10 protein-coding genes are annotated in these 13,110 nt (G+C 56.8%); 7 read left to right on the top strand and 3 right to left on the bottom strand.

Translation table 11 applies throughout. From position 1 onward, the window contains the following. Positions 1–59 precede the first annotated feature (59 nt). Together ACY692_RS08800 and ACY692_RS08795 are read right to left on the bottom strand one after the other, a co-directional pair. Entirely contained in the window at positions 60–914 is an 855-nt protein-coding gene (locus tag ACY692_RS08800; RefSeq protein ID WP_462324984.1) for a DNA ligase, read from the bottom strand. Positions 915–1,288: 374 nt separating this feature from the next. Next, complete coding sequence (locus ACY692_RS08795) at positions 1,289–2,350, bottom strand: PTS transporter subunit IIC (RefSeq protein ID WP_462324983.1); 1,062 nt, start codon at positions 2,348–2,350, stop codon at positions 1,289–1,291. Positions 2,351–2,730: 380 nt separating this feature from the next. On the opposite strand from ACY692_RS08795, the gene ACY692_RS08790 reads away from it, so the two are divergent. After that, a complete protein-coding gene (locus ACY692_RS08790; protein ID WP_462324982.1) occupies positions 2,731–5,148 on the top strand; it encodes a PAS domain S-box protein in 2,418 nt (805 codons plus the stop codon). A 93-nt stretch (positions 5,149–5,241) separates the two neighbouring features. On the opposite strand, the gene ACY692_RS08785 is transcribed toward ACY692_RS08790, so the two are convergent. Further along, the gene (locus tag ACY692_RS08785; protein ID WP_462324981.1) at positions 5,242–6,738 is read right to left on the bottom strand and encodes an SLC13 family permease; all 1,497 of its coding nucleotides are present in this window, start codon (positions 6,736–6,738) and stop codon (positions 5,242–5,244) included. A 272-nt stretch (positions 6,739–7,010) separates the two neighbouring features. Here ACY692_RS08785 and ACY692_RS08780 point away from each other — a divergent pair, with 272 nt between their 5' ends. The 6 genes from ACY692_RS08780 (at position 7,011) to ACY692_RS08755 (ending at position 12,825) form a co-directional block, all read left to right on the top strand. Continuing rightward, a complete protein-coding gene (locus tag ACY692_RS08780; protein WP_462324980.1) occupies positions 7,011–7,205 on the top strand; it encodes a hypothetical protein in 195 nt (64 codons plus the stop codon). 375 nt (positions 7,206–7,580) lie between these two features. Next, complete coding sequence (locus ACY692_RS08775; protein ID WP_462324979.1) at positions 7,581–8,018, top strand: hydrogenase iron-sulfur subunit; 438 nt, start codon at positions 7,581–7,583, stop codon at positions 8,016–8,018. Beyond that, positions 8,015–8,968 (top strand): hypothetical protein, encoded by a 954-nt coding sequence (locus ACY692_RS08770; RefSeq protein ID WP_462324978.1) that lies wholly within the window; start codon positions 8,015–8,017, stop codon positions 8,966–8,968. Before ACY692_RS08775 ends, ACY692_RS08770 begins: the two co-directional genes overlap by 4 nt. A 222-nt stretch (positions 8,969–9,190) precedes the next feature. Continuing rightward, entirely contained in the window at positions 9,191–10,264 is a 1,074-nt protein-coding gene (locus ACY692_RS08765) for a 4Fe-4S dicluster domain-containing protein (protein ID WP_462324977.1), read from the top strand. Between the two features lie 116 nt (positions 10,265–10,380). Continuing rightward, on the top strand, positions 10,381–11,220 hold the full coding sequence (locus ACY692_RS08760; RefSeq protein WP_462324976.1) for an FAD/NAD(P)-binding protein: 840 nt from the start codon (positions 10,381–10,383) through the stop codon (positions 11,218–11,220). 324 nt (positions 11,221–11,544) lie between these two features. Further along, complete coding sequence (locus ACY692_RS08755; protein ID WP_462324975.1) at positions 11,545–12,825, top strand: L-cysteine desulfidase family protein; 1,281 nt, start codon at positions 11,545–11,547, stop codon at positions 12,823–12,825. Positions 12,826–13,110 lie beyond the last annotated feature (285 nt).

The raw sequence follows: 13,110 nt of genomic DNA, 5'->3' as shown, positions 1-13,110 counted from the left end.
TGTCCCGGATTTCGTTCAGGCAGGATGGAAAGATTCCGGTTGTTCGGGAGGTCCACTGGTTAGGGCTTCTTGACCTTCACGAACGAGGCGAATCTGGGCTTGCCGCTTTTGGAAAATCCGTAGTGTTTGAAGGTGACCACGGCCCCGATGCGTGGGGCATAGTGGCGTTCGCTCATGGAAAAGCCCGTGCCCAGGTTGAAGACCACGCCGTTTTTCAGCTTCAGGGTCAGGCTGCCCATGAGGCCCGTGCATTGTCCCTTGCCGGGGTTGTGGCCGATGACCGTGCCGTCCATGTAGTCGACGTGCTTGAGTTTCACGACCCGTTGTTCGGAACCGTCCCGGTAGGGAATGGCCGGGTCCTTGATGATCACACCCTCGCCACCGTCTTCGGCGATCTTTTTGAGGAAACGTTGGACGTGTTCATGCCCGGTGCAGACTATCTGAGGAATGATCCGGACATGGCCGGCCTCATGCTCCTTGAACCATTTTCGGGCCTTGTCCAGACGTACTGCAAAATCACCACGGGTATGGGGGACCTCAAAGATGTTGTAGGTGATGTTCCGCCATCCCGATGACGGGGTCTCGTCCAAGACCGTAGATTGGACGGTTCCAAAGTTTCCGCGTCCTGCCCAGAGTTCGCCGTCCAGCTCGAAGGGGGGGAGGTTGTCCGTGAACCATAAGGGGGCATGGATGACATTGCCTTCCCGGGTCAGCAGCCGCTGCCCGTCCCAATACCCCCGGATGCCGTCGAGTTTTTCGCTCATGGACCATCCCCTGATGTTTTCGTTGCCGCGATAGGTTGCGGGGTCCTGGAGTTCCGGGGAAGTGGCCGAGGCAGAGACCACAAAGAGGAGCAGGTGCAGGGAGATGAACAGGGGCAGGAAAAAGACGGTGACAAAGCGGTCGGACTTCATGGGGCCTCCAGGGGTGGCAGGGTCGGCGGAGAGAAGGAGATCATATGCAATGTGATAAACCCGAATGGATCGGTCGGTAGCACAATGCGGCGGGGGTTGTCACTCAAAGAGGGGGGATGTTTCAGGGAGTGAGATCGGTGGGTTGGTCATCGAGCGCCAGGGATGGTACATTCTGTGTAACTTTTCAGGTAGCTATTCTAAAAAATCAGAATTATGAATTTTAGAAATTCACTGTATGCTGCTCAAGTTTGTCTTTTAAAATCAGACTGTTCGAATAGTTGCTTTTCGACCTGAATAGTTACTATTTGCCTACGCAAAAGGGGACGTCTTGAACAAGACGTCCCCTTTTGCGTGGATTGTAGGGTTCATATAGATTACGGCAGTCGCATGTCCCCGGGCGCGATCCAGCCTTTTTTATACATATATTTGGCAACGATCAGGGAGATGATCGCCGGAAGCGCTATATGCAGCAAGAGGATCCCGGTCCATCCCCCCTGGCCCATGACCTCGAGGGTGGCGAACTGGCCCACCAGGCCGCTGGTGCCCATGCCCGCGCCGATTTTGTTGTTGGTCATGTGGAAAACCGTTGTCGCCAGGGGGCCGAGCAGGGCCGAGGCGATGATCGGGGGAATCCAGATGCGGGGATTCCGTATGATGTTAGGGATCTGGAGCATGGATGTGCCCAGTCCCTGGGCGATGAGGCCGCTGAAGCGGTTTTCCCGGTAGCTGATCACGGCAAATCCGATCATCTGGCAGGCGCATCCCACGGTTGCCGCTCCGGCGGCCAGCCCGTGCAGGCCCAGGGAGATGGCGATGGCCGCGCTGCTGATGGGCAGGGTCAGGAACATGCCCATGAGAACGGCCACGACAACGCCCATGGGAAGCGGATGCAGTTGGGTGGCCATGTTGATGATCCCGCCCAGCCAGGTCATGAGCTGGACCACGAAGGGGCCGACCAGGTGGCCGACCAACCCGCCGACCAGAATGGTTCCGGCCGGAACCAGAACAATGTCCACCTTGGTCCTGCCGCTGATGAGCTTGGCAAATTCGGCCCCTGCCCATGCCGCCACCAGGGCGCCCACGGGCTCGCCGATGGCCAAGCCGACTCCTGTTGCGTGAAAGACAACGGTTTGTGCGCCAATGGCCCCGGTGATCAATGATGCGTAGAGCCCGAGCGGGGATTTTTGGGCCGTCCCCAGACTGGCGGCAACGCCCACCCCAATGGCCGGCCCCATGAGATATTGGGCGATCTGGCCGAACTGGACCATCAGGGGGAGTCCGATCTGGTTGCCGATCTGTTTGAGGATCAGACCGATGATCAGTGACGCGAACAACCCGTGGGCCATGCCGTTGAGCATGAGGATAACATAATCCCGAAGATGGATTTTCTGTAATGGATGTGTGGACATGTTGGTCAAGTGTGTTGGAAGTTGCACCGCGACCGGTTCCGTTGCCTTTGGATGGAATGGCTGTGAGGGTGGCCGCTCTGTGCGATCCGGAAACGGAGTGGCGTGTGTATCTTTTTTCCGTATAGCAACGGCTGGACAGGGGCAAGCCTGATCGGCCCTGGATACGCTGTTTTTCTGTGAGGGGCGCGTCAGGCCGTTTATCCGGTCTGTGCCGTTGGGCCGGAGAAGATTTGGGAGGTGGCTGTCTCCCAAAAGGAGCCCGGCCGAGGCCCGATTGTTGTTAGACGGGATGAATTCGGATATGCACCTTTCCATGGTGTCCTATACCGGTGTGCCACGGATCCGATCGTGGGAACGACCGGATCCGCATGGGCAGGACAAAGCTTGGACCTTTAGGGGGAATCGTTATGGAGCAGAAGAGGGTATTGGTGGTGGATGACGAAGCCGGGATCAGGGCTATGGTTGTGAACATCCTCGCCAAGTATGGTGACCATGTCTGCTGCGAAGCAGAGAGTGCGGAAGAGGCCCGAAAAATCTTGGAGGCCCGTTTTTTCGATGTGATCATTACCGATCTCAGAATGTCCGGGGAATCCGGGATGGATTTCGCCAGGTTCTGCCACGATACCTATCCCCACACCGCGGTCATCACCATGACGGGATTTGGGAATCTCCAGACCGCGAAGGAAACGCTCGAAATCGGGGTATATGGACATTTAAATAAACCTTTTGAGAGTGATCAGCTCATTATCGCCGTTGATAACGCCCTCAAACGGTTGGAGCTGGAAAAACAACGGCAGGAACATCTGGAGGAACTGGAGAGAACGGTCGATGACCGTACGGGACTGTTACGGAAAACCGTCAATCGCATGAAGGTGATGCAGGAAAAGTTGCGTGAAAGTGAGAAAAAATACAGATCCATCCTCGAACATATGCATGAGGCCTATTGTCGTGTGGACATGAGTGGGCACATTCTCATGGCCAACCCCGCAGGGATCGCCATGCTCGGTTACTCGGACTTCAAGGAGGTTTGCGGCAGGAACGTGGAGGATTTCCTGGATGATTCTTCCCAGGTACAGGCTTTGCGCGACGAATTGGATGCACATAAAAAGGCCTCCAATTTCGAGTTGTCCCTCCGACGGCGCGACAACTCCCGGTTTATCGGGCTGGCAAGCACCCGGATCATTTCCAATGAGGAAGAGAAACCCGTTGGCATCGAAGGGACCCTGGTGGACATCACCAAACGTAAGCTCATGGAAGAGACGGTCCGGGAGAATGAGCGCAACTACCGGATTATTTTTGAAAAATCTCCCCTAGGGATCATCCGTTTCAGCCCCGAAGGGGTTATTGTCGACTGTAACGAAAAATTTGCCGAGCTCATGGGGGCCCCCAGAGAGGGGTTGGTCGGGTTCCATTCCGCCAAATATGCCCCGCCCAAGATGCGTAAAATGATAGCCAAGGCGTTGGCTGGAGAGCCCTGCGTGTACGATGACGAGTATACATCCACCAAGGGGAACAAGACCGTGGATCTGAGGGCCATCTTGAATCCGGTCCATTTGGGAGCCCCGTCCACCGAGGTCATTGCCACCCTGGAGGATGTCGGCGAGAAAAAGCGTGCCCAGCGGCAAATCATCGCCTCCCATGCGGAAACCAGACAGTTGATCGAGAATATTCCCTCGTTGCTGATAGGGATTGCCGATGACGGGGTGGTCACCCAGTGGAATCCTGTGGCTGAAGAGATTTTGGGTATTCCTGCCGAAGAGGCTGTGGGGGCGTCATTTGATGCCTGCCGGATCAATTGGGGATGTGGGGCCGTGAAAGAGGCCATGCACGAGTGTTTTGAATATGGAAAGACCGTCCGGATGGATGCGATGGCTTTCACCAGGAACGACGGATACGAAGGGGTTCTGGGGCTGACCATGACCAGGCTTTTTCCCCGGTCCAAGCAAGAGACCGGACTGTTGTTGATGGGGGCCGACATTACCGAACGGTTGAACCTGGAGACCCAGCTTTCCCAGTCCAGGAAGCTGGAGGCGGTGGGACAGCTGGCGGCCGGGATCGCCCACGAAATCAACACGCCGACCCAATATATCTCCGACAACACGCATTTTTTCAAGGATTCGTTTACGGATATCCAGCACGTACTGGACGCGTATAAAGAATTGTACGACGCCTGCGTAGCCAAAGATTTTGATCCCGTGCTCCAGAAAAAAATTGAAGAGGGACTTGAAGAGGCCGACTGGGAGTTTTTGCGGGAAGAGATCCCGACCGCCCTGGACCAGTCCCTGGAAGGATTGCAGCGTGTGGCAGACATTGTCCTTTCCATGAAGGATTTTTCCCACCCCGGGAGCAAGGAGAAGATCATGACCGATATCAACCGCTCCCTTGCGAGCACGGCCATGGTTTCTCGCAATGTCTGGAAATACGTTGCCGATCTCGAGGAAAATTTCGAGGAGGCCCTGCCGCCGGTGGCCTGTTTCCCGGGCGAGATCAACCAGGTCTTTCTCAATCTGATAACCAATGCCGCCCATGCCATCGGGGACAAGGTCGAGGAGAACGGTCAGGAAAAGGGGCGTATCACGGTGGCAACCTCCCATGATGAGGACTGGGTCGAGGTGCGTATCTCGGACACGGGAACAGGGATTCCCGCAGCCAATGCTTCCCGAGTGTTCGACCCGTTTTTTACCACCAAGGAGGTCGGCCGGGGGACCGGGCAGGGTCTCAATATCTGTCGAATGATCGTGGTGGAGAAACACGGCGGTCGGATCGATTTCACCACCGAACCCGGGGAAGGAACGACTTTCGTTGTTCGGTTGCCCCGGGGGTGAGGTTGGAGGCCCGAGGTCGGAGAATAGAGTTCGACAATAAAAAAAGGGACGCCAGGCGTCCCTTTTTGGGTGATCCGTGTTTTTGACCCATGGTTATTGCGCGTTGGCCGCCCATGCGGGCAGCTGGGAGAGATCGACATCCCAAATAAGGGGGACGCCATAGATGACGGCCGCGGTGATCATCAGGGAGCCGATGATGTTCAGCCAGATCCCGGCCTTGGCCATCTGGGGAACCGTGAGGCAGCCACTGCCGAAGACAACGGCGTTGGGCGGGGTGGCTACCGGGAGCATGAAGGCGAAGGAGGCGGAGACACAGCCGGCGATGATCGGCCCGAAAGGATGGATGCCCAGGGCCACGGCCGCGCTGCCCATGATCGGGACGAGCAGGGTTGCTGTTGCCGTGTTCGAGGTTATTTCCGTGAGGAAGACAACCAGTAAAACGACGATACCGATGAACACGACCATATTTGTTCCCTGGAGTCCGGTCAGCTGGGTGGCCAGCCATACGGCGAGGCCGGATTTGGCGAATCCGTTGGCCAGGGCCAACCCCCCGCCAAAGAGGAGGATGATGTCCCAGGGAATCTTTACGGCGGTTTTCCAATCCAGAAGAAATTCGCGTTCGGCAAAATTTGTCGGGGTGATGAAAAGAAGACCGGCCCCGAGGATACCGACCGTTGCGTCGTGGACGTACCTGAGCGCTGAAATATGGAGGAACCCTCTTCCGATCCAAAAGGCGCATACAAAACCACCGATGGCCAGGATCTTTTTCTCTTCAGGCGTTGTCTTGCCGAGCCTGGCCAGCTCTTCGCGAATATACTGCTTTCCCCCGGCGAGAACATCCCCCTCGAGGGAAAAGAGCACCCGTGTCAGCAGGAGCCATGCAATGGTTATCATGATCACCGCCAGGGGAACCCCAAAGAGCATCCAGTCGAAAAAGGTGATCGTCTGCCCATACATTTTATCCAACATGCCGACCATGACCACGTTGGGAGGGGTGCCGATGATCGTGGCCACGCCGCCTATGGACGCGGAATAAGCGATGCCGAGCATCAATGCGATGCCAAAGTGGCTCGATAGAGGGGTGCCGGTCCGCATGCCGTCTTTCCCCCCATCCTCGTTGGCCTTCTTGATCACGGCCAGGCCTATGGGGACCATCATCATGGCCGTGGCCGTGTTGCTCACCCACATGGACAAAAACGCAGTGGCGATCATGAATCCAAGGATGAGTCTGCCCGGACTCGTGCCCACCAGATTGACGATGTGCATGGCGATGCGTTTGTGCAGGTTCCATTTCTCCATGGTCACGGCGATGAAGAAACCGCCCATGAACAGGTAGATCAGGTGGTTGGCATAGGGGGCGGTCGCCGCTTTGGACTTCATGATCCCGAGCAGGGGGAACAGGGCGATGGGCAAAAGAGATGTCGCCGGAAGGGGGATGGCCTCGGTGATCCACCACACGGCCATGAGCACCGTGACCGCAGCGACTTTCAGGGCCTCGGGTTGCATGCCGTTGGGAACCGGCATGAACAGAATGATAAAAAAAAGAATGGGGCCGAGAAAGAACCCGGTTTTTTCCCGCATGTGCTGCATGGACATCCTCCCGTGATTGATTTTCTACCTGCTCATGGAATCGGTTGTTTGATCCATTCCATGAACAAGAGGCGGTAATGGTGAGAGTACCTCGTGCCAAAAGGGAGTGCTTGCACTCAACCCGCTCAAATTTCGTATTGTTTTTAGGTCAACGGTTGTATAGCTGCGTGAATGGGAAGATCATGTGAAGGCAAAAAAAATTGTAACTATTCAGCCACCAATAGCCCGATCCTGTTTTGTCCCTTCCGGGAACGCCGAGCGTCTGCTCGGCAATGCGTGTACAAACCGGCAGAAAACAGGGAGAATGGTACCGTCGGATCAACGATGACGATATACCACTAGGCATTGTCCGAAAGGCCGAGCAGACGCTCGGCGTTCCCAGGAAAAGCCACTGTCTCATGCCGAGTTATGGTGCTGAATGGTTACAAAAAATTTCAACCTACCGGAAGAATGAATATTTTTTTTAAACCTGTGGGTAGAAGCCATGTTGTCGATACAAGCATAAAAATAAATTGAAAAGATGATTGAAACAAGCTGTTTATCTATTTGAAAGAAAGATTTTCATGGTTTGATTGTCAGGGGCTGAAGGAAAAACGAAAGAGTGCAGGGCCTTTTACCGCTTGTCTGAGATTAGGTACCATTGGCCGGCTTATCACGGAAGCTTTTGGGGGCGTTTCAGTTCCGGGAATGTGTCATAGCCGTTGTGAATAAATTCATGATGTTGACCAAATATCCGTTGTGTCCAAAAGAGAGCTGTGGATGGCCAAAGAGCGTACCAGGTATTTGAGCATGTGGACGGAGCCACTGTTTAGAGGTATCCCTTCCCCGTAAAGAGAGGGCTTATGAGCGATCAGATATTTGAACCACGCATAGCTGCGTTTTTGTGCAATTGGTGCTCCTATGGGGCTGCGGATCTGGCCGGAGTCGGGCGAATGGCCTATCCGGCAAATATCCGGATCATCCGCATTCCCTGCACCGGGGGTATGAAACCCGACTACATTCTCCAGGCCTTCCGTCGCGGTGTGGACGGGGTCTGGGTCTCGGGCTGACATCCGGGCGAGTGCCACTATATCAGTGGCAATCTCTACGCCAGACGGCGGTTCGCCGTCTTCAAGAATCTTCTGGAATACATCGGAATAGAACCCGGGCGGTTGCAGTTCTCCTGGATCTCCTCGGCCGAATCCAACAAGTTCCAGAAAACAGCCCGGGACGTTGTGGAGGCCATTCGCGCATTGGGGCCGAATACCCGGCTCATCAAGGATATCAGGACGGCTGGATGATGCGAGAAAGAGAAACGAAAATCCGTGAGACCGCCAGGGAGCTGCTGACCAACGGAACCGTGGATTGCGTGCTCGGGTACGAGGTAGGCACCATTCCCATGCGTGCCCGGCCCGTCTTTGTGACCAGCGCCGAGGATGTGGATCGGCTCTGCTGGACGGGATTTTGTACGGGTAACCTGGCCAAGTATCTTATCGGCAGGAAGGACAAGGTCGGCATTGTGGCTCAGGGGTGTGTCAGCCGGAATATTGTGGGGCTGATCCAGGAAGGGCAGGTGGATCGCGACAAGGTGGTGGTCATCGGTGTTCCCTGTCTGGGTATGCTTGACTACCGCAAGATCGAGGCTCGGTTGCCGGGAAAGGATATCCGGACCGTGGGCGAAGAGGGTGAGAACATTCTGGTCGAAGGCCCTGGTTTTTCCCAGGAGATCCCCAGGAATTTTGTCAAACGGGACAATTGCGCCACATGCATGCACAGGAACCCGGTCATCGCGGACATCATGGTCGCGGACAAGGTCGATGAGACCGCAGGGGGCAATCTGGACAAGGTGGCAGCGCCATGGGAACCCTTTGATGCGGCCAAACGGTGGGAAACCTTTACCGAGAATTTTGCTTCGTGCATCCGCTGCTATGCCTGCAGGGACGTCTGTCCGTTGTGTTACTGCAAGGTCTGCTTTGTGGACGAGGCCTCTCCCCAATGGTGCGGCAAAACCCTGGAAGACGCGGATGTGGCCGGCTTTCACCTTCTGCGTGCCTTCCACTGCGCCGGGCGGTGTACGGATTGCGGGGCCTGCGAGTCGGTCTGTCCCATGAACATCAAGATGCGTCGGCTGACCTGCAAGATCGAAAAGGACATCCGGGATCTCTACGAGTACGAGCCCGGCATGGATCTGGATGCCAAGCCCCCCATGACCGTGTTCCAGCCGAATGATCCCGAAGATTTTATCAGCTGATGGCGTGATTTGTCGAATTGCAGGTGGTTGCCTTTCCTGGGAACGCCGAGCGTCTGCTCGGCATCTTTGTGCGACTGCGTCATCTGCGAAAATTTCATGACAATCATTTCAATGTGTTGCCCCAAAGGCCGACCAGACGGTCGGCGTTCCCGGGAAAGGCGGGTTTGTTGTCGGATTGCCTTGCTCTGCGTTTTTCCACTTATTCAAGGATGACTGCTTCCCATGACAGATAGGATACTCCCCAAGACACGGATCGATGCTTTCCTGGAAACGTTGCAGAAAGACCGTGATGTCCATGCCCCGGTGGTCCGGGACAACGCGCTGGTCTGGGGCAAGGTGGAAAGCGCTGATGACCTGGTGTTCGATTTCCAGAACACGGATCTCTCGCCCAAGGAGTTCTTTTTTCCCCAGGACGAGTGCATGATGCGCTTTGTCAACAAAGGTTCAGCAAAGGACGACGAGGAGAAAGAATCGCCTCAGGGGATGATTTTCAAGGAGGTCCCCCCCATGCAGGGGGAGCGGGTTCTGCTCAATGTCCGTCCCTGTGACGCGCGGGCCCTTGCCCTGCTCGACCGGATTTTCTGCCAGGACGAGCTGACCCATGACGTGTACTGGGCCGACAAACGGGCCAAGACCATCCTCATCGGGCTGGCCTGCAACGATCCCTGTCCCACCTGTTTCTGCACCTCCATGCAATGCGGTCCCCATCACGAAGAGGGGCTCGATCTGCTGCTGGTTGATCTGGAGGACCGATTTCTGATTCGAGTTTTGAGTGTCAGGGGGGAACCCCTGGTTGCGGATCTGGAACCGGCCGGAGCGGGTGATACGGCCAGGGCTGCCGAACTCAAGGCTGGGGCCGAAAAAGCCATTGAGCCCGGGCCTTCCTCCGACCACCTGGCATCGGCCGATGTCCTTGAACTGTTCAACGCACCGTTCTGGGACGGGGTCGCTGCCTCCTGTCTCAATTGCGGCACCTGTACCTTTTGCTGTCCCACCTGCCATTGCTTCGACATCCAGGACGAGGTCCAGGGCGGAATCGGCCGCAGAATCCGTGTCTGGGACAGCTGCATGAACTGGCTGTTCACCCAGCACGCATCCGGCCACAATCCCCGATCCACCAAGATGGACCGTGTCAGACAACGGTTCATGCACAAGTTTTCCTACATCCCTGTACGCCGCGACGGGGCCCTCGGTTGCGTGGGCTGTGGCCGGTGTGTCCGTCTGTGTCCCGTGAATATCGATGTGCGGGAAGTCGTGCGATTGATGGATGCGTTTGCGGCCCACAATCTTTCGTAGGGGCGACCCTTGCGGTCGCCCAATGTCGCAGTCGTCTGGATTCCGGGCGGGCATCAAAGGGGCGACCGCAAGGGTCGCCCCTACGATTTTTTCAACACGTTATTTTCAGGACGCTTATGCACAATCCCTACCTTCCCTATCCCGTGCGCATCGACCAGGTCGTCGTTGAGACCGAGGACCGGCAGCTCCGTTCCTACTGGTTCGAATTTCTCGACGAGCAGCATGCCCAGGCCTTCAACCATTGTCCCGGCCAGTTCGCCGAATTGAGCATTGCCGGGTACGGCGAGATCCCCATCGGCATCGCCTCCAGTCCCACTGAGGGGAACAAGCTTTTGTTCACGGTCAACCGGGCGGGCAAGGTGACCACCCGGCTGCACAACATGGGCGGGGGCGAGATCATGGGCATCCGCGGCCCCCTGGGCAACAGCTATCCCCTGTTGGAAAACCGGGGCAAGAATATCGTCATCGTGGCCGGGGGGTTTGCCGTGACCACGCTCCGGGCGACCATGCACTGGCTCCTCCATCCGGACAATCGCAAGAATTACGGGACCATTGATTTCATCTACGGAGCCAGGACCCCGGGCATGCTCTTGTACCGGGAGGAGCTCAAACAATGGCAGGAGCGCGATGATGTCCGCTGCCACATCACTATCGACCGCGGGGCCGAGGGATGGGACGGTCTTGTGGGTTTCGTGCCGACCATTGCCGAGCAGGCCGAGCCCAATCCGGACAATGCCATTGCCCTCATCTGCGGCCCCCCTATCATGATCAAGTTCACCCAGCCCGTGTTCGACAAAATGGGCTGGAGCGGGGACCAGATCTTCATGAGCCTGGAAAACCGGATGAAATGCGGTATCGGCATCTGCGGCCGCTGCAATGTGGGCCCCTATTACGTGTGCAAGGACGGCCCGGTGTTCTCCAAGACCCAGCTGGACGGGTTGCCCCAGGACTATTGAACACACCGCGGACCAGGACCACGTCCTGATTTCTCCGTCCGTGTGGTGGTTGTCCCCCACCGTCATGTTGTTTTCAGGTTCCACCCTTGTCCCTTATGTTTTCAGGGGCGATCTCTTGAGCCCCCGTAGCCATCATTGTGGTCAGGACCGTATGCCGCCGCCAAGCCCCCTTGGCTATTCGGGGCTGCGGATATGGTTTGATGGCATTCTCCGAAAAAAAAACTCATCTCCGTATACTTGCCACCCTATATTCTGCCTGGAGTATTTCAGGTATGGCAATCTTTCCCCGGGATTGTCGGCTGCACACCATTTGGAGGAGACACCATGGAAAAGACCGACAAGAGATATCGGGCCTATGCGGCCATTTTGCAGGAGGAACTCGTTCCGGCCATGGGATGCACCGAGCCCATCTCCATCGCCTATGCCGCTGCCAAGGCCCGGGAAGTGCTGGGTAGGGAACCGGACAGGGTGGTCATCGGGGCCAGCGACAATATCATCAAGAACGTCAAGAGCGTGGTGGTGCCCAATACCGGCCATCTCAAGGGCATCCGGGCCGCGGTCGCTGCGGGCATCGTGGCCGGTGACCCGGACAAGGTGCTGGAGGTCATCTCCTGCGTGGACGACGAGGGACGCAAAGAGATCCACGATTTTCTGGGCAACACCGATGTGCAGGTAAAGAATTCCAAGAGCGGTTTCCTTTTTGACATCCTGGTCACGGCGTATGCCGGAGACTCCGATGCGTCGGTACGCATCACGCATTTTCATACCAACATCACCAGGATAACCCGTAACGGCGACGTCCTTCTGCAGGACGCGAACTGCAGCGATATGGAGCGCTCCACCCTCACGGACCGTTCCATCATGGATGTGAAGGATATTCTGGATTTTGCCGCCTCTGTGGACCTGGCGGATGTGGACGCTCTGATCCGTCGTCAGGCGGAATATAATTACCGCATCGCTCAGGAGGGTATCCGTGGGGACTGGGGGGCCAACGTGGGCTCGGTCCTGCTTGGGACCTGGGGGAAGGACATCAAGGTGAGGGCCAAGGCGATGGCCGCGGCAGGGGCGGATGCCCGGATGAGCGGGTGCGAACTGCCCGTGGTCATTGTCTCGGGCTCGGGCAACCAGGGGATTACCGCTTCGGTCCCGGTCATCGAGTACGCAAAGGAATTGCGCGTTGACAAAGAAACCCTGTCCCGGGCCCTTGTGGTCTCGGATCTCATCACCATCCATCAGAAAACGGGTATCGGCCGTCTTTCCGCCTATTGCGGGGCGGTCAGCGCCGGAGTGGGAGCCGGGGCCGGGATCGCCTGGCTGCACGGTGGGGGGTATGAGGAGATCGCCCACACCATCGTCAACGGATTGGCCATTGTCTCCGGGATCATCTGCGACGGTGCCAAACCGTCCTGCGCCGGAAAGATCGCATCCGCGGTGGAAGCCGGAATTCTGGGCTTTTATATGTACAGAAACGGCCAGCAATTCTATGGTGGGGACGGCATCGTGACAAAGGGGGTGGAAAACACCATCGCCAACATCGGCCGGCTGGGCCGGGACGGTATGCGTGAAACGGACAAGGAGATCATCCGGATCATGCTCGGTGAGTAGGTTGGTTCCGGCCGAAACATGGTCGGATTGCCTTTGAAGATATTTTTCTCGGACTCTAGGCGGTGCTGGGCGGGGTCTAAAAGTTCCTACCGCAATCCCCGGTGGAAATAGTCCCCTGTGTCATGGACGTTGTCGCATTTTGGGGTCCGCGCTAGGCGTTGAAGCCTTGGTGGGGTAACGCGCGGAGCCCCCCGCTGGAGTACATGCCGCTGGATTTGTCGGTGGATCATAAAAGCGGGATCGGATGGTGTTCCGATCCCGCTTTTTGATTGAGTGGAAGGGATG

It is taken from the genome of Desulfoplanes sp. (assembly GCF_054921335.1).
This window is presented reverse-complemented; position numbering and strand designations above follow the sequence as displayed.

Excerpts from the sequence above, each read along its gene's own strand:
- ACY692_RS08800 (WP_462324984.1), bottom strand. The coding sequence starts at position 914 with ATGAAGTCCGACCGCTTTGTCACCGTCTTTTTCCTGCCCCTGTTCATC.
- ACY692_RS08790 (WP_462324982.1), top strand. The coding sequence starts at position 2,731 with ATGGAGCAGAAGAGGGTATTGGTGGTGGATGACGAAGCCGGGATCAGG.
- ACY692_RS08785 (WP_462324981.1), bottom strand. The coding sequence starts at position 6,738 with ATGCAGCACATGCGGGAAAAAACCGGGTTCTTTCTCGGCCCCATTCTT.
- ACY692_RS08780 (WP_462324980.1), top strand. The coding sequence starts at position 7,011 with ATGCGTGTACAAACCGGCAGAAAACAGGGAGAATGGTACCGTCGGATC.
- ACY692_RS08770 (WP_462324978.1), top strand. The coding sequence starts at position 8,015 with ATGATGCGAGAAAGAGAAACGAAAATCCGTGAGACCGCCAGGGAGCTG.
- ACY692_RS08765 (WP_462324977.1), top strand. The coding sequence starts at position 9,191 with ATGACAGATAGGATACTCCCCAAGACACGGATCGATGCTTTCCTGGAA.
- ACY692_RS08760 (WP_462324976.1), top strand. The coding sequence starts at position 10,381 with ATGCACAATCCCTACCTTCCCTATCCCGTGCGCATCGACCAGGTCGTC.
- ACY692_RS08755 (WP_462324975.1), top strand. The coding sequence starts at position 11,545 with ATGGAAAAGACCGACAAGAGATATCGGGCCTATGCGGCCATTTTGCAG.